This window comes from Acidovorax sp. (assembly GCF_046314175.1).
GTDB lineage: Bacteria > Pseudomonadota > Gammaproteobacteria > Burkholderiales > Burkholderiaceae_C > Acidovorax.
This window is the reverse complement of sequence record NZ_JBKBXG010000013.1, coordinates 17,316-34,166: the sequence shown is the minus strand read 5'-3', so window position 1 is coordinate 34,166 and position 16,851 is coordinate 17,316. Positions and strand designations below refer to the sequence as shown.

Sequence of the window (16,851 nt, the reverse complement as noted above, 5' to 3'; positions counted from 1 at the left end):
AGCCCATGCTCAACATCTTCACGCTCGCCAATGGCCGGCTGTTTCAGGAAGAAATCGAGTCCCTGGAAGAGCTGACCCGCTTTCAGCCCATCTGGGTGGACCTGGAAGCCCCCACGCTCGAAGAAAAACGCTGGATCAAGCAGCACTACGGTCTGTCCATCCCCGAGGATGCGATGGACGAAGACATTGAGGAGTCCGCCCGCTTCTACGAAGAAGACAACGGCGAGCTGCACATCCGCAGCGACTTTTTGATCGACGACGACGAAGACCCCCGCTCGGTGCGCGTGGCCTTCATCCTGAACCAGCACAACGCCAACCTCAAAAGCCGGGGCGTGCTGTTTTCCATCCACGACGAAGACGTGCCGGTGTTCCGCCTGCTGCGCATGCGTGCGCGCCGCGCGCCGGGCCTCATCGAAGACGCCAAGGAAGTGCTGCTCAAGCTGTTCGACGCCGACGCCGAATACTCGGCCGACACGCTCGAGAACATCTACGACGAGCTGGAAAAGGTGAGCAAACAGGTGCTGGCCGGCGACGTGACCGACACCCGCGCCGGCGAGGTGCTGGCCGCCATCGCCCGCCAGGAAGACTTGAATGGCCGCATCCGTCGCAATGTGATGGACACGCGCCGCGCGGTGAGCTTCATGATGCGCAGCAAGATGCTCAACTCCGATCAGTTCGAGGAGGCCCGGCAGATCCTGCGCGACATCGAGTCACTGGACAACCACACGGCGTTTTTGTTCGACAAGATCAACTTCTTGATGGACGCCACGGTCGGCTTCATCAACATCAACCAGAACAAGATCATCAAGATCTTCTCGGTGGCCAGCGTGGCGCTGCTGCCACCCACGCTGATCGCCAGCGTGTACGGCATGAACTTCAAGTTCATGCCCGAGCTGGATTGGGCGTATGGCTACCCGTATGTGGTGGCGCTGATGGTGGCCAGTGCGCTGGGGCCTATGTGGTACTTCCGTAAACGCGGCTGGTTGAAATAGGTTTCCCCCTATGGCGCTGCGCGCCTTCCCCCTGAGGGGGACGCCTCCAGCGGCCCGGCAAAGCCGGTTCCGCGGTGGCGCTGGTATTGGGGGCGCGCCGGTTTCACGGCGCGGTGGCGGAACTGGTCGCCGCTGGCGTTACGACTCCCCCGGCCGACGCCCACCCGTTCGGGCTGAGCTTGCCGAAGCCTGTGCAAGGCCGATGGCGGGTTCGGCAGTCAATCCAGCGGAAGTGTGAGTCAAATTGGCATCCAGCGCTTATCCATAAAGCGCTAGTAGCTATCAATTTCATAGTTTCTGCAAAAACGCCAGCACCATGTGCTCGGCGTAGCGGCTGGCTACGGTCGTGACGAAGAGCGGAAAGTCCACGTGCGCGGTGTTGTCGGCGCGGTCGGAAATAGTCCGGGCGGCGGCGAAGGGGATGGCGTAGTCGTGGCACACCTGGGCGACGGCGGCGCCTTCCATTTCTACGGCCAGCACGTCGTGGCCGGCGTCGCGCAGGGCGCTGCGCAGGCGCAGGGCTTCATCGGCGGCGCACACAAAGCGGTCCCCGCTGGCGATCAGGCCGTGGTGGGCGCGGTGCGGGGCGCTTTCTGATGCGCTCCGCAGCGTAGATTTCAAGCCAAATTGGCCGCTAGCGCTTGATACACAAGCGCTAGCCGCTTCCAAAAGAAGAGCAGACAGTGCCACATCACAGACCAGTCGGCTGCGCGCGTAGCCGGGCACCTCCCAGCGCGGGAACAGGGGTGAGGCGTCCATGTCGTGCTGGAGGTAGTCCTGCGCCACCACCACGTCGCCCACCTGCACCCCATCCCCCACGCCGCCCGCGACCCCGGTGAACACGATACGCGCCACGCCAAATCGCTCGACCAGCGCCGTGGCCGTGGTGGCGGCCGCCACTTTGCCAATGCCAGAAAGCGCCAGCACCACGCGCCGGCCCTGCAGGTCACCCAGCCAGAAGGCACGGCCCGCGTGCATCAGGCGCTGGGGGTGCGACAGGTGCTGGACGAGCGAGCTTTGCTCTTCGGGCAGGGCGCTGAGGATGGCGGTGGTCATGGGCTCTCCAGTAAAAACAAAGGCGGCCGAAGCCGCCTGAGGGGTGAACAGGGGCGCGAAGGCCCCGAGGCATCACTTCTTGTCGCGCAGCTCGCGGCGCAGGATCTTGCCCACGGGGGTCTTGGGCAGCTCGGTACGGAACTCGATCACCCTCGGCTGCTTGTAGCCCGTGAGGTTGGCCTTGCAGTATTCCTTGACCTGCGCTTCGGTCAGCGCCGGGTCTTTCTTCACGATCACCAGCTTGACGGCTTCGCCCGTCTTGTCATCGGGCACACCCACCACGGCGCATTCGAGCACGCCGGGGCAGTTGGCCACCACTTCTTCGACTTCGTTGGGGTACACGTTGAAGCCGCTGACCAGCACCATGTCCTTCTTGCGGTCGACGATCTTGAAGTAGCCGCGCTCGTCCATGATGCCGATGTCGCCCGACTTAAAGTAGCCGTCGTTGGTCATGACCTTGGCGGTTTCGTCGGGGCGCTGCCAGTAGCCGGCCATCACCTGCGGGCCCTTGATGGCGATTTCGCCAGGCTGGCCGAGGGTGGTGACTTCGTTGCCCTCGTCGTCCAGCAGCTTCATCCAGGTGCCGGGAATCGGTACGCCGATCGTGCCCGTGAACTCCGTGGCGGTGACGGGGTTGCAACTGGCTGAGGGGCTGGTTTCTGACAGGCCATAGCCTTCGCAGATGGGGCAGCCCGTTTTCTCCAGCCACAGCTTGGCCACCGCGCCCTGCACCGCCATACCACCGCCCACCGAGACCTTGAGGTTCTTCCAGTTCACGGTGTTGAAGTCGGGGTGATTGGCCAGCCCGTTGAACAGCGTGTTGACGGCGGGGAAGCTGTGGAACGTGTGCTTGGACAGCTCCTTGAGCACCGCAGGCAGATCACGCGGGTTGGGGATCAGGATGGTTTTGCCACCGGTGCGCATGCTGAGCATCATGTTCACGGTGAACGCAAAGATGTGATACAGCGGCAGTGCGCAAATGCTGGTCTGCTGCTCGCCTGCGGGCACCTGCTTCATCACGGGGTTGTTCCAGGCTTCGGACTGGAGCACATTGGCGATCACGTTGCGGTGCAGCAGCACGGCGCCCTTGCTCACGCCGGTGGTGCCACCGGTGTACTGCAGCAGGGCGATGTCGTCGGGTTTGATGTCGGGCTTTTTGAGCGTGCCGCGTGTGCCCTGGGCCACCGCGTCGTTAAAGCGCACGGCACCGGGCAGGTCAAACGTGGGCACCATCTTCTTGACGTTGCGCACCACGTAGTTGACGAGTGCGCCCTTCAGCAGTCCCAGCTGGTCACCCATGGCAGCCAGCACCACATGCTTGACCGGCGTGTTGGCAATGCAGCTTTGCAGCGTGGCCGCAAAGTTCTCGATGATGACGATGGCCTTGGCGCCCGAGTCCTTGAGCTGGTGCTCCAGCTCGCGTGGCGTGTACAGCGGGTTCACGTTGACCACCACAAAACCGGCGCGCAGGATGGCGGCCACGGTGACGGGGTACTGCGGCACGTTGGGCATCATGATGGCCACGCGGTCGCCCTTGGCCAGGCCCAGGCCCTGCAGGTAGGCCGCAAACGCGCTGGAGAGCGAGTCGGTCTGGGCGTAGGTCACGTCCTTGCCCATGAAGCTGTAAGCCACCCGGTTGGCGTACTTGGTGAAAGCCTCGTCCATCAGGGCGACGAGGGAGGGGTACTGCGAGGTGTCGATGTCAGCAGGGACGCCTTGCGGGTACGCGCTCAGCCAGGGGCGATCAGTCATTTTCATTGTCTCCTATCGGTTTTATGGGTGTCATGAGAACCGTGCTGATTTTTCAGCACGGTCGTGCTTTTTACTGCGAGGGAATTATGCCTGTCAGCTCTTGAGCGCTGCGAGGACCTCATCGAGCATTTTCTTGGCATCGCCGAACAGCATGCGGTTGTTGTCCTTGTAGAACAACGGGTTGTCCACCCCCGCATAGCCCGAGGCCATGGAGCGCTTCATCACGATCGAGGTGCGAGCCTTCCACACCTCCAGCACCGGCATGCCTGCGATAGGACTGGAGGGGTCATCCAGAGCGCTAGGGTTCACGATATCGTTGGCGCCGATGACCATGACCACATCGGTATCGGGAAAGTCACCGTTGATTTCGTCCATCTCCATCACGATGTCGTAGGGCACCTTGGCCTCTGCCAGCAACACGTTCATGTGGCCGGGCATGCGCCCCGCTACCGGGTGAATGCCAAACCGCACCGAAACGCCCTTCGCGCGCAGGGTCTGGGTGATCTCGTTCACGGTGTGCTGTGCCTGGGCCACCGCCATGCCGTAGCCGGGCACGATGATCACGCTCTTGGCATCGCGGAGCAGCTCGGCGGTCTCGGCACCGCTCACGGGCACCACCTCGCCCTGGGGCTCTGCAGCCTCGCCCTTCTTGGACGGCGTGCCCGCGCCCGAGCCGAAGCCCCCAGCGATCACGCTGATGAAGTTGCGGTTCATGGCGTTGCACATGATGTAGCTCAGGATGGCGCCCGACGACCCCACCAGCGCACCGGTGACGATGAGCAGGTCGTTGGACAACATGAAGCCCGTGGCCGCCGCCGCCCAGCCCGAGTAGCTGTTGAGCATGGACACCACCACCGGCATGTCGGCACCGCCAATCGCCATGACCATATGGATGCCGAACAACAGCGCAATCGCCGTCATCACCATCAGCGGCACCATGCCCTGCTCCACCGTTTCGGCGCGCAGGAACTCCCGACCGAACCAGATCACAACCAGCAGAGCGGCCAGGTTGAGCCAGTGGCGTCCGGGCAGCAGCAGCGGCTTGCCACCGATCTTGCCGTTCAACTTGCCAAAGGCAATCAGCGAGCCACTGAACGTGACGGCGCCGATCAGGATGCCCAGATAGATTTCCACCTCATGGATGGTCTTTTCTGCCCCCTCCAGCTGAATGGAGGTATCGACGTAGCTGGCAAAACCCACCAGGCACGCGGCCAAACCCACCAGGCTGTGCATTAGCGCAACCAGCTCGGGCATCTGCGTCATCTTGACCACCCGGGCGGCAAACAGGCCGATGCCGCCACCAATGACCAGCGCCGCGATGATCCAGGCTATGCCGCCACTGCTGACCCGCGGGCCGAACACCGTTGCCAGCACCGCCAGCGCCATGCCGACCATGCCAAACAGATTGCCGCGGCGCGAGGTTTCGGGGTTGGAGAGCCCGCCCAGGCTCAGGATGAAAAGAATGGCCGCACCCAGGTAGGCCATGTTGGCAAGACTTTGGGACATGTTCTGTGCTCCTTGTTGTTCTTGTTGTGATGGATTACTTGCGGAACATGGCGAGCATGCGGCGGGTGACCGCAAAACCGCCGAACATGTTGATAGCCGTGAGCACAACGGCCGCAAAGGCCAGCCAGAGGATGAGCCCGTCGGGGCGCCCGTTGACCCCTGCCTCGGGCGGCGCGATCTGCACCAGGGCACCAATGGCAATGATGCTGGAGATGGCGTTGGTCACACTCATGAGCGGGGTGTGCAGCGCGGGCGTGACGTTCCACACCACCATGTAGCCGATGAAACAGGCCAACACAAACACGGTGAAGTGGCCAAGGAAGGCCGCCGGAGCGTAGGCACCGATGAACCAGAAGGCCACGGCAGCGACGGCAAACAGGATGGCGAGCGTCTTGGCGGGCAGCGGCGCACGGGCGCCATGGCCATGGCCGCTCTTCTTTTGCTCCACGGGCGCTGCGGCCTTGAGCGCAGGCAAAGGGGCCTGCTTGAGCGGTGGCGCGGGCCAGGTGATAGCGCCTTCCTTGACCACGGTGAGGCCACGGATGGCGTCGTCTTCCATGTTGACCACAGCCACGCCGTCTTTGGCCTTGCACAGCTCCTCGGTCAGGCGCAAAAGGTTGGTGGCATACAGGGTGGAGGACTGCTTGGCCAGGCGCGAGGCCAGGTCGGTGTAGCCCACGATGGTCACGCCGTGGCGCACCACCGCCTCGCCGGGCACGGTCAGCTCGCAGTTGCCACCCTGCTCGGCGGCCATGTCCACAATCACGCTGCCGGGCTTCATGCTCTGCACCATCTCGGCCGTGATGAGCTTAGGTGCGGGTTTGCCGGGGATCAGCGCGGTGGTGATGATGATGTCGACGTCCTTGGCCTGCTCTGCGTACATCTTGCGCTGAGCGGCCTGGAAACCCTCGCTCATGACCTTGGCGTAACCGCCGCCGCCAGAGCCCTCCTCCTCGTAGTCCACCTTGACGAATTCACCGCCCAGCGATTTGACCTGGTCGGCCACTTCTGCCCGGGTGTCGTTGGCGCGCACGATGGCGCCCAGGTTGGCCGCCGTTCCAATGGCTGCAAGGCCCGCAACGCCAGCGCCTGCAATGAACACCTTGGCGGGCGGCACCTTGCCCGCAGCCGTGATCTGGCCGTTGAAGAAGCGGCCAAATACATTGGCCGCCTCGATCACCGCGCGGTAGCCGCTGACGCCGGCTGTGGAGGTGAGCGCGTCCATCTTCTGTGCGCGCGAGAGCGTGCGCGGCAGGCAGTCAATGGCCAGCACAGTGGCCTTCCTCGCGGCGAGTTGCTGCATCAACTCCGGGTTCTGGGCAGGCCAGATGAAGTCGATGAGCGTGGTGCCCTCGCGCATCAGCGCGATCTCTTCGCTGCTAGGCGGGCGCACCTTGAAAACGATGTCCGACGCAGACCACAGTGCTGCCGCATCGGGCAGCACCTCGGCGCCCGCCGCACGGTACGCATCATCGCTAAAGTTGGCAGCCTCGCCGGCCCCCGATTCGATGGCTACCTGGAAACCCAGCTTGATGAGCTTCTCGACCACGTCTGGAACGGTAGCAACGCGCTTTTCAAGCGGAAAGGTCTCCCGTGGCACGCCGATACGCTGCGGGGGGGGGCTAGTCTGCATGTGAGGTCTCCTCTAGTGTCGTAACTGTTTTCCGCCATGCCGCCAGGGAGAGCGCAGGCGCTAAGGCGTAGAAACGGGTGCAGGGAACGGGAACGGCGGGATGGCCAGGAAACCGTCCACCATACCGACGCTCAGGCGCGCAGCCTGGGCAAGGTCCTCTACCCAGCGCTGCGCGGGGCGTCCCGAGGTCAGGAATTCTTCGTTGTTCTGGGTTTTGGGGCGCAGCAGGCGGTGATCCACCAATCCGTCCAGTTCCACCAGCACGCCACCTTCAGTGGCATAGCGATAGCTGAAATAGGAATACGGCTGCTTGAGCGCGATCTGCCGGCTATCAAGCCATGTGACCAGCTCGGGGCTGTTCTTGTCGAGCCACTGGGCACTGCTGGCCCAGCGCTTGAAACGCAGGCAGTCCGCACGAACCGGGCTGCTGGCAGCTGCGTCGTCCACGATCACGTCCCTCTGCTGTGGGCAATAGCCTGACCATGCGACGGGCCGGGTCAGGTCACCGCTGCGGTTGGTCTGCACGCGCAGGACGGCCAACAATTCCCCTTGCGCGCCCCGCAGGCCAACGGCGCGGGTCTGCAGTGGCACGGTAGCGCCGGGGCCTGGCAACAGGGGCAAGGCGACATCGGTGGCCCCCAGGTCTTGCCAGGCACCGGGCGGCAACACCAGGCGCGAGCGACCCACGGAGTATTCCGCCTTGGGCGGCACGGTCATGGGGGCACATGCCCCCAGCATCACGGCGCAAGACAGCGAGAACAGGAACCGAAACTTGGGAATCGTCAAAGTCATGAGGGGGTAGGCCTTTGCACGGCTCGGCCAGCGCATACTGACCACGAGCTTACATGAAGATATTCTTATGGCTGTCGCCTTTGTCTGATGTAGAGGGCGCTCTCCACCCCGCAAAGTCTGACATGCCAACAAAAAAGCCCGGCGATGGCAATCGGCCGGGCTCGGGGCTTGCGCCAGGGATCAGAGTCCCGCCAGGAAATGGTTCAATTTACCACCTGGGCCAGTTCGCCGCTCGCGTACTTGGCGGCCACCACCTGCAGGCTGTGGCCCTTGATCGTGGCGGCCTGTCCTTCGCAGCCGAATTCGAGGTAACGGGCCTTGCACACTTGCTTGGCGGCTTCGCGGGCGGGCTTGAGCCACTCGCGCGCGTCAAACTTTTCCGGGTTTTCAAACAGGAACTTGCGCACCGCGCCGGTCATGGCCAGGCGGATGTCGGTGTCGATATTGATCTTGCGCACACCATGCTTGATGGCTTCCTGGATCTCTTCGACGGGCACTCCATAGGTTTCCTTCATCTTGCCGCCGTACTGGTTGATGATGGCCAGCAGCTCGGCAGGTACCGACGAGGAGCCGTGCATCACCAGGTGGGTGTTGGGAATGCGCTTGTGGATTTCCTTCACACGACTGATGGCCAGGATGTCACCCGTGGGCTTGCGGCTGAACTTGTAGGCGCCGTGGCTGGTGCCGATGGCAATGGCCAGGGCGTCGAGTTGCGTGGCCTTGACGAACACAGCGGCTTCTTCGGGGTCGGTCAGCATCTGGCTGTGGTCCAGCTTGCCTTCGGCGCCAATGCCGTCTTCCTCACCCGCTTCACCGGTCTCCAAGTTGCCCAGGCAGCCCAGCTCGCCTTCGACCGTGACGCCCACCTTGTGCGCCATGTCGACCACCTTGCGGGTCACATCGACGTTGTACTCGAACGATGCGGGCGTCTTGCCGTCTTCCATCAGCGAGCCGTCCATCATCACCGAGCCAAAACCGAGGTCGATGGCGCCTTGGCAGATCTTGGGCGAGGAACCGTGGTCCTGGTGCATGACCAGCGGGATGTGCGGGTAGGCCTCCACAGCCGCCTGGATCAGGTGCTTGATGAAATGCTCGCCTGCATATTTGCGGGCACCTGCGCTGGCCTGCAGGATGACGGGCGCACCGACTTCGTCTGCAGCGGCCATCACGGCTTGAACCTGTTCCAGGTTATTGACGTTGAAAGCGGGGATGCCGTAGCTGTGGGCGGCGGCATGGTCGAGCAGTTCGCGCATCGAAACGAGGGGCATGGTCGTGGTGTCCGTTCAGGGTTGATTGGGGAGGCTTGGGGAGGCGCTGTAAGCCCCGCAATGCGGTGGTAACCGCTTGGTAACCGTCAATTTTAACCGGCGTGGGGCACCGGGTGCCGGGGCAAATCCAGCCGGTAGCAGGTGGTAAAGGGCTTCGGTGCAGGAGCGGGGCCAAACTGCCCCCCGTGAACATCTGCGACCCGGCGCAAGATTTCATGGCCCAGGTGCAGGCTGTCCACCTTGCGCGCCACGCTCTTGGCAGCCCCATCGCCTGACGCACGCGCGCCGTCATCACACACCTGCAGCCAGGCATCTCCCCCGTCAGAGCCACCCACCTGCATGGCAATGTGTGTGCCTTCGGGCGTGTGCTTGAGGGCGTTCTCCACCAGGTTGCGCGCAGCAATGTCCAGTAGCACGGCATGGCCGGCCACATGGAGCGCTGGCGGTACTGATAGCGCAATGTCGTCGCCGCGCTGCCACGCCGCCTGCGCGTAGTCGGCACACACCGTACGTGCCAAGGCACTCAGGTCCACCGGTGCCTTGGCTTCGTGCAGCTCGGCGCGGCTCGCCCGCGCCAGCGCCAGCAACTGGTTGAGCACATGGCCTGCACGCAGAGCGTCCTTTCCGATGCGGTCCACCGCTTGCGTGCGCGCCTCGGCGTCCAGCTCGCCCCCCAGCGCGCTGGCCTGTAGCGCGATGGACGACAGCGGCGTGCGCAGTTCGTGCGCCACTTCGTTGGCGAGTCGGCGCTCGCGCACCATCGCGGCCTGCTGCCGGTCCAGCAGGGTGTTGATGGACGCCACCACCGATTCAAACTCGCTCCACGCATGGCGCGACGCCAGGCGCTGCGTACTGGCAGGGTCAAGGGCAGCCACATCGGCCGACAGGGCGTACAACGGCCGCAACCCCCGCCACAGCGCCAACCCCAGCGCAAGCGACACCACAGGCAGCAGCCACAGACCGGGCTCGATCATCTGCTCGGCAATGTCCTGGGCCAGTTCATCGCGCTCTCGCAGCTCCAGCAACACCATGACCTTGCGAGATCGCGTAGCGTCCCATTGTGAAAAACTGCGCCACACGGCCCCAGGCGTCCCGAGCGTGAGGTTTGCGAACCCTTCAGCATCGGAGAACCGAGGCGCGGGCGATGTTCCACTGTGGGCCAGAAGATGGCCTTGCGCATCCCACTGCGCCACGCTGATGGACTGCTGGTAGTCATGCGACTTGAGCCACGGCGTGGGCGCACGCTGCGTGACCTGCGCGCCCGCCATAACTTCCGTGGCGCGCAGATTCAGAAGCAGTGCGGTCACGCTGGCAAGATGCCCATCGGTCAACTCGTCGGCCTCGTGCACTCCCGTCTGGTAACCGATGAAAACAAAACTGCCCCACACCAACGCAAGGGCTCCCAGCGACCACAGCAGGAGCTGCCGGGTGAGCGATGGGCGCCGCGTCCGCTGACGCACCGGCGTGCGCGACCCGTCGTGCGGCGCCGTCACTGTGGTACGTCCTGGGGCATGAAATAGCCCACGCCGCGCATGGTTTGAATACAGGCGCTGCCCAGCTTTCGGCGCAAGTGGTGGATGTGTACCTCCACCGCATTGCTCTCGATGGCGGCATCCCAGCTGTACAGCCGCTCCTCAATCTGCAGGCGCGAAAGCACGCGCCCGCGCGCCTCCAGCAGCACCAGCAGCACAGAGAACTCCCGGGGCGACATCTCTACAGTCCTGCCCGCTTGTCGCACCGTGCGCGAGGCGGGATCAACTTCGATGTCACCGTGTCGAATCGTCGGTGAAGTACGCCCCGCTGCGCGGCGCAGCAATGCGCGCAGACGGGCGTCCAGCTCATCCACATCAAACGGTTTGGACAGGTAGTCGTCTGCTCCCAGATCGAGCCCGGCGATGCGCTGATGCACCTGATCGCGCGCGGTCACGATAAGTACCGGGGTAGATGGGTCGGGCAGCGCCGCCGACTGGGCGCCAACTGCTGGGGGACTCAACCGCAACCGGCGCAGCAGCTCGCTTCCGTCGCCATCGGTCAGTCCCAGGTCCAGCAACACCGCATCAAACCGTTCGGCGCGCAGCGCGGCCCAGGCTGACACCACGCCATCACAGACATCCACCGCATAGCCGCGCTGCTGGAGGTTGGTGCGCAGGCCGCTGGCTATGCCTGCATCGTCTTCGACCACGAGTATTCGCATACGGCCATTGTCGCCGGGCAAAGCACCGTGCGCATTCCCTTAAGACCGCGTTAAGTGCGCCGTAGCACCATCACGCCATGCCGCCTGTTCCAGTGCCCCTATCGCGCCCCGACCGCCCCCGTGTTCTTCTGTACTGCACGCTGGCCTCCCTGGTCTGCGTGGTGGCCTGGGATGCCGGCGGGCTGGACTTGGCATTTGCACACGCCTTTGGCACCGCGCACGGGTTCCCGATGCGGGACCAGTGGTTTTTTGTGCAAGTGTTGCACGAAGGTGCACGCCGCCTGGGATGGTTGCTGGTGATGCTGCTGGCCCTCAGTGTCTGGTGGCCGCGCGGCGTTCTGCGTCGCATCGATGCCAGCGAGCGCATGCAAATGGCGGTGAGCGCACTGATCGCATTGGCCATGGTGAGCATCACCAAGAACCTCAGCACTACCAGCTGCCCCTGGGACCTGTCGGAGTTCGGCGGCGTGGCACGGTATGCGTCGCACTGGGCGCTGGGCGTGGTGGATGGGGGTGGTGGCCGTTGCTTTCCGGCAGGTCACGCCAGTGCAGGGTTCGCATTTCTGGGTGGCTACTTTGCGCTGCGCCGCCAACAGCCGCGCGCTGCACGCTGGTGGCTTGTCGGCGCGCTGGCGGCGGGGTTGATTCTGGGTGGAGCCCAGCAGGTTCGCGGGGCGCACTTCATGAGCCACACGCTATGGACAGCGTGGATCTGCTGGGTCGCGGGCTGGCTGTGCGACTTGGCGGCATCGGCGCTGCGCTCACGCTGCCCGCCGCCCCCGGACGCCAGACCTCCGGGTGACACCACCCAACGGCTCGCGTGATCACAACTCCACCATCCCAACCCCTCCTTGCCCTCGGGGCTGGCGCGGCGAAAGGCTGACGAAACCCGTGGCTCAGTTAGCGACGCAAATTTTCAGCATATTGGTCCCCCCAGGTGCCCCCATGGGTTCGCCGCAGGTGATGGCGTAAACATCGCCCTTTTGCACGATGTTGCGGCTCTTGAGATGCCCCTCGGCCTGCTCCAGCGCCGTATCGCGGTCAGCGCTGGTGTCCATGAGCAGCGGGCGCACATTGCGGTACATCGCCATCTTGCGTTGCGTGGCCACCTTGGGCGTCAGCGCATAGATGGGGATGTGGATGCGGTGGCGGCTCATCCACAGGGCGGTGGCGCCACTATCGGTCATGGCCACGATGGCCTTGGCACCCAGGTGGTGGGCGGTGAACAGCGCGCCCATTGCAATGGACTGGTCGATGCGCCCAAACGTCTGCCCCGTGAAATCGGCGTCCAGCTGCGGGTCTTCCGCCGCTTCGGCAGCGGCGCAGATGGTGGCCATTTCTTCCACGGTTTCGAGAGGATAGCGGCCTGCGGCCGTTTCTGCACTCAGCATCACGGCGTCGGTGCCGTCCAGCACGGCGTTGGCCACATCGCTCACCTCGGCGCGCGTGGGCACGGGGTTGGTGATCATGCTTTCCATCATCTGCGTGGCGGTGATGACCACCTTGTCCAAGTCCCGCGCCATGCGGATCATTTTCTTTTGCAAGGCGGGCACGGCAGCATTGCCCACCTCTACCGCCAGGTCGCCGCGCGCCACCATGATGCCGTCACTCACGCGCAAGATGGCTTCCAGGTGCGGAATGGCCTCGGCGCGCTCGATCTTGGCGATCAGGCCCGGCTTGTGGCGGTATTCCGATGCGGCCACGTTGCAAAGCTGGCGCGCCATCTCCATGTCGGTCGCGTTCTTGGGAAAGCTCACCGCCACGTAGTCGGCCTGAAAACTCATGGCCGTGCGGATGTCTTCCATGTCCTTGGCGGTGAGGGCCGGTGCGGTCAGGCCCCCACCCTTCTTGTTGATGCCCTTGTTGTTGGACAACTCGCCACCCAGCTTGACGGTGGTGTGTACTTCTTCGCCGCGCACGGCATCAACGATGAGCACAATCAGGCCGTCGTTGAGCAGCAACAGGTCGCCGGCTTTCACGTCGCGCGGCAGCTCCTTGTAGTCCAGACCCACGCCGTTGATGTCGCCCGGCTCGGTGCGCGACGCATCGAGGATGAACTTGGCGCCCGGCTCCAGGTACACCTTGCCCTCGGCAAACTTGCCCACGCGGATCTTGGGGCCCTGCAGGTCGGCCATGATGGCGACCTCGCGGCCCGCGCGCTGGGCAGCGGCCCGCACGGTGGCGGCACGGTCAATATGGTCTTGCGCCTTGCCATGGCTGAAGTTCAGCCGCACCACATTGACGCCTGCACGGATCATGGCCTCCAGCAGCGCCGGGTCGCTCGATGCGGGGCCCAGGGTGGCAACAATCTTGGTGGCGCGGCGGGTAGGCATGGGTTTGTCTCTTTCTCTCGTTCGTGTGGTGGATGTAATCGAATTTCAATTTTCACACGAAGCGGTTACATGCGAGTTACCCCTCGCCCACCGTCCAGGCCCAGCCCGCACTCAGAGCACAGGGTACGACAGCAAATGCGCCAGCACATGCGCGATGAGGGCCGCCTCCAGCCCGTGGCGCGCGTAGAGCCAGCCGGCCACCAAACCAAAGGCCGTGTTGCCCACCAGCACAAACGCAATCACCTGCGGGGTCAGCATCCCGGTCATGGCCTGTGCGGCGGGCAGGTGGCCCACAGCAAACAATACGGCGCTGAACAGCACTGCACCTGCAACCAGCGCTTTGCCCGGCTTGCCCTGCCCGCGCTGCACCACACGCCAGCCCAGCCACAGCAGCAAGGTCATCAGGCCCCAGCGCATCAACAATTCTTCCGTGATGCCACCGTACAGCAGCTTGACCACCAACGGCATGGAGCTGGAGGGGTCTGCAGGCTGCAGCGCCAAGGGTGCCACAAGGGACAGCCCCCACAGCCATGCGGCACCCGCCATCCCGCCCAGCACGCCGGGTTTGCATTGCGCGCTCAACGCCGCTCCCACCGGCTTCCCTCCCATCCATGCGGACATCGCGGGCGCATACAGACCCACCCGGGGAGCCAGCCACACGCCCACCGCTACGGCAATTGCCAGCAGCACCGCAGTCTGCAGCCCACTGAGCAGGACCACTGCCCAAAGCGGCAGCGGCAGCAGCGCCTCATTGGCCTTCAGCGGCGGGAGCAGCGCCCAGACAACGGCCACCACACCCGGCATGCCCAGCAGCCAGAGAGCGCCACCCAGTTGCCACTTGGACGGCAACGCACCAACTGCCGAACCCGCAGAGGCAGCCCCGTGCGCCAACATGGTCTTCTCGACCTCGGTGTCCGTGCGCACGCTCAGGCGCGCATCAGCGCTTCGATCTCTTCGGCCTTGACCGGCACGCCCCGCGTGATCAGCTCACACCCGGTGTCGGTCACGATCGCATCGTCTTCAATGCGAATACCGATGTTGTGGAACTGCTCGGGCACCCCGTCTGCAGGGCGCACATAGATGCCCGGCTCGATGGTAAGCACCATGCCTGGGCGCAGCACGCGGCTGGGGCGGTTGGTGATGGTCTCGCCCGACAACGGGTCTTTGCGCTCGCTCACCTGGCCTACTTCGCCGGGCTCCACGTAGCTGCCGCAGTCGTGCACATCCATGCCCAGCCAGTGGCCGGTGCGGTGCATGTAGAACTGGAAATACGCGCGCTTGTCGATCACATCCTGCGCGGTGCCCACCTTGTTTTTGTCGAGCAAACCCAGGTCGAGCATGCCCTGCGCAAGCACGGCCACCGTGGCGTCGTGCGGGTCGTTGAAGCGCGCGCCCGCCTTGGTGGCGGCCACGGCGGCGTCCTGGCTGGCCAGCACCAAGTCATACAGGGCACGCTGAGGCCCGGTGAAGGTGCCATTGGCCGGAAAGGTGCGCGTGATGTCGCTGGCATAGCCATCGAGTTCACAGCCCGCGTCGATGAGCACCAGCTCGCCGCTGCGCACCGGCGCGCCAGCGGCCTGGTAGTGCAGCACGCAGGCGTTGGCCCCTGCGGCAACGATGGAACCGTAGGCCGGGTACTGCGAACCCGCCTCGCGGAAGGCGTGCAACAGTTCGGCGTCCAGGTGGTACTCCCGCACGTCCTCACCCGCGCGCAGCATGCGGGCTGACCGCTGCATGGCACGGACATGGGCCTGCGCACTGATGGCACTGGCGCGGCGCATGAGGTCCTGTTCGTGCGCGTCCTTGACCAGGCGCATTTCATCGAGTGGTGTGCACAGGTCGTTCTGCAGGGCGGGGCACAGCGCGCCGTAGCGCACGCGGGCGCGCACCGCATTGAGCCAGCCCTCTACCCGCGCGGCCAGTCCGCTGTGGATGGCGAAGGGGTACCACACGCAGCTGCGGTTCTCCAGCAGGCGCGGCAGTTTGGCGTCCAGCTCGGTGATGGAGTGCGCCGCATCCACGCCCAGCGCGGCGGGCGCGGCGGCGGGGCCCAGGCGGTAGCCGTCCCAGATCTCACGCTCAAGGTCTTTGGGCTGGCAAAACAGCGTGCTGCGGCCGTCGTGGCTGATCACAAGGCACGCGCCGGGCTCGGTAAAACCGGTCAGGTAATAAAAGTAGCTGTCGTGGCGGTACAGAAAATCTGTATCGCGGTTGCGCGGGCGCTCGGGCGCTGTGGGGATGATGGCGATGCCGCCCTCGCCGAGTTGGGAGGCAAGGCGGGCACGGCGTTGGGCGTAGAGGGAGGTCTGTGGGCTCATCCGCGCATTTTGGGCCCATCCGGGGACGGGCGGCCCCATTGTGGGTGAATCCCCCTGGCCAAATCCAGCATTGCACAGGCGCATTGCGGGTTGAGGCGATCCCGCTACACCGCCGGGGATTCGTGATCACAGCACCGCTGTGCGCCGTGGCAGACTCTGGCCAGCCTGGGCGCACCGGCTGCCTTGCCGCACCTGGCAGTGCCGACACCTTCACACAGCCTTTGAACACCATGTCCGCTTTGTTCTCCACCCTGCTGAACTTCTTTCTGGCCACTTTGCTGCCCATGCTGGCGCTGGTGTTGACGTGCGCGCTGCTGATCTACGGGGTGTATGTACGCTGGATCGACATACCGCAGAAGTTGCTGCTCGCCCCCCGTGCGCTGCACGTGCTGATTGCGGCGACCCTGCTGTGCAATGTCTGGGTGGGCGTGCGGTTCTACCTGTCGCACAGCGCGCAGCAGGCGTGGCACGACAGCGCCTCGGTCCGCGCCAGCCGCGAGCGCTTTGTGCTGCCGCAGGACTTTCAGTACGGCGAGGTGCTCATCCCCGCCGGCAGCCTCATCAATCGCCGCGACCCGTTCGACAAGGGCGAGCCCAACCGCCCGTTGGCACTGCATGGGCTGGAGGCCGTGCGCTTTGCGCAACCGGTGGAGATCGCCGGGGTGTTGGCCAGTGCGCTGCAAATATTGCCCATGCGCGTAGAGCTGGCGGAGGACCAGCGCCTGGGCCCCGTGTACCGCTATGACAACGCCAGCCAAGGCTGGGTGCCCAACACCGTCATCAAGGGGGTTGCCTGCAAGAAGGGCCAAATCGCGTTATTTCAGGTGCCGCATGTGCCCTACGACGTGCAGGCCGAGGTAGGTAAGCCCGCGCCCGACGGGCCGGATGCGCGGTTTCTGCCCAGCCAGTGGCTGCTGCGCACCTGCGAAAACGGCCCACCCATTGCGCTGGAACCCGCCTACAACAAACCGGCCACCGCTGCTGCAGCGCAGTAGCCTGCGCGGCCA

Annotated in this window: 14 protein-coding genes; 3 read left to right on the top strand and 11 right to left on the bottom strand. The window is 64.5% G+C overall.

Going from position 1 to position 16,851, the window contains the following annotated elements; all coding sequences use genetic code 11:
- Nucleotides 1–5: 5 nt before the first annotated feature.
- Nucleotides 6–992, top strand: a complete 987-nt coding sequence (corA, locus tag ACK4OE_RS05415; RefSeq protein ID WP_409883562.1) for a magnesium/cobalt transporter CorA — start codon at nucleotides 6–8, stop codon at nucleotides 990–992.
- 288 nt (nucleotides 993–1,280) lie between these two features.
- Here corA and ACK4OE_RS05410 read toward each other — a convergent pair whose 3' ends face one another.
- The 8 genes from ACK4OE_RS05410 to ACK4OE_RS05375 all read right to left on the bottom strand — a co-directional run bounded on the left by ACK4OE_RS05410 (nucleotide 1,281) and on the right by ACK4OE_RS05375 (nucleotide 11,193).
- Entirely contained in the window at nucleotides 1,281–2,048 is a 768-nt protein-coding gene (locus tag ACK4OE_RS05410) for a 5'-methylthioadenosine/adenosylhomocysteine nucleosidase (RefSeq protein WP_409883560.1), read from the bottom strand.
- Nucleotides 2,049–2,120: 72 nt separating this feature from the next.
- Complete coding sequence (locus ACK4OE_RS05405) at nucleotides 2,121–3,800, bottom strand: long-chain-fatty-acid--CoA ligase (RefSeq protein ID WP_409883558.1); 1,680 nt, start codon at nucleotides 3,798–3,800, stop codon at nucleotides 2,121–2,123.
- Between the two features lie 93 nt (nucleotides 3,801–3,893).
- Nucleotides 3,894–5,306, bottom strand: coding sequence for a Re/Si-specific NAD(P)(+) transhydrogenase subunit beta (gene pntB / locus ACK4OE_RS05400; protein WP_409883556.1), 1,413 nt, complete (start codon nucleotides 5,304–5,306; stop codon nucleotides 3,894–3,896).
- 34 nt (nucleotides 5,307–5,340) lie between these two features.
- Complete coding sequence (locus ACK4OE_RS05395; RefSeq protein WP_409883554.1) at nucleotides 5,341–6,939, bottom strand: Re/Si-specific NAD(P)(+) transhydrogenase subunit alpha; 1,599 nt, start codon at nucleotides 6,937–6,939, stop codon at nucleotides 5,341–5,343.
- Nucleotides 6,940–6,999: 60 nt separating this feature from the next.
- On the bottom strand, nucleotides 7,000–7,731 hold the full coding sequence (locus tag ACK4OE_RS05390; protein WP_409883553.1) for a hypothetical protein: 732 nt from the start codon (nucleotides 7,729–7,731) through the stop codon (nucleotides 7,000–7,002).
- A gap of 203 nt (nucleotides 7,732–7,934) precedes the next feature.
- Complete coding sequence (gene fba / locus ACK4OE_RS05385; RefSeq protein ID WP_409883551.1) at nucleotides 7,935–8,999, bottom strand: class II fructose-bisphosphate aldolase; 1,065 nt, start codon at nucleotides 8,997–8,999, stop codon at nucleotides 7,935–7,937.
- Between the two features lie 92 nt (nucleotides 9,000–9,091).
- Nucleotides 9,092–10,492, bottom strand: a complete 1,401-nt coding sequence (locus tag ACK4OE_RS05380) for a histidine kinase dimerization/phospho-acceptor domain-containing protein (protein ID WP_409883549.1) — start codon at nucleotides 10,490–10,492, stop codon at nucleotides 9,092–9,094.
- On the bottom strand, nucleotides 10,489–11,193 hold the full coding sequence (locus ACK4OE_RS05375; RefSeq protein WP_409883548.1) for a response regulator: 705 nt from the start codon (nucleotides 11,191–11,193) through the stop codon (nucleotides 10,489–10,491). Before ACK4OE_RS05375 ends, ACK4OE_RS05380 begins: the two co-directional genes overlap by 4 nt.
- A gap of 77 nt (nucleotides 11,194–11,270) precedes the next feature.
- Between ACK4OE_RS05375 and ACK4OE_RS05370 the strand changes: the two genes are divergently transcribed.
- Entirely contained in the window at nucleotides 11,271–12,017 is a 747-nt protein-coding gene (locus tag ACK4OE_RS05370) for a phosphatase PAP2 family protein (protein WP_409883546.1), read from the top strand.
- A gap of 72 nt (nucleotides 12,018–12,089) precedes the next feature.
- On the opposite strand, the gene pyk is transcribed toward ACK4OE_RS05370, so the two are convergent.
- The 3 genes from pyk to ACK4OE_RS05355 all read right to left on the bottom strand — a co-directional run bounded on the left by pyk (nucleotide 12,090) and on the right by ACK4OE_RS05355 (nucleotide 15,844).
- Entirely contained in the window at nucleotides 12,090–13,526 is a 1,437-nt protein-coding gene (pyk, locus tag ACK4OE_RS05365) for a pyruvate kinase (protein WP_409883544.1), read from the bottom strand.
- 111 nt (nucleotides 13,527–13,637) lie between these two features.
- Entirely contained in the window at nucleotides 13,638–14,450 is an 813-nt protein-coding gene (locus tag ACK4OE_RS05360) for a CPBP family intramembrane glutamic endopeptidase (RefSeq protein WP_409883542.1), read from the bottom strand.
- 2 nt (nucleotides 14,451–14,452) lie between these two features.
- Nucleotides 14,453–15,844, bottom strand: coding sequence for an aminopeptidase P N-terminal domain-containing protein (locus ACK4OE_RS05355; RefSeq protein WP_409883540.1), 1,392 nt, complete (start codon nucleotides 15,842–15,844; stop codon nucleotides 14,453–14,455).
- A 230-nt stretch (nucleotides 15,845–16,074) separates the two neighbouring features.
- Between ACK4OE_RS05355 and ACK4OE_RS05350 the strand changes: the two genes are divergently transcribed.
- On the top strand, nucleotides 16,075–16,839 hold the full coding sequence (locus ACK4OE_RS05350) for a hypothetical protein (protein ID WP_409883538.1): 765 nt from the start codon (nucleotides 16,075–16,077) through the stop codon (nucleotides 16,837–16,839).
- Nucleotides 16,840–16,851 lie beyond the last annotated feature (12 nt).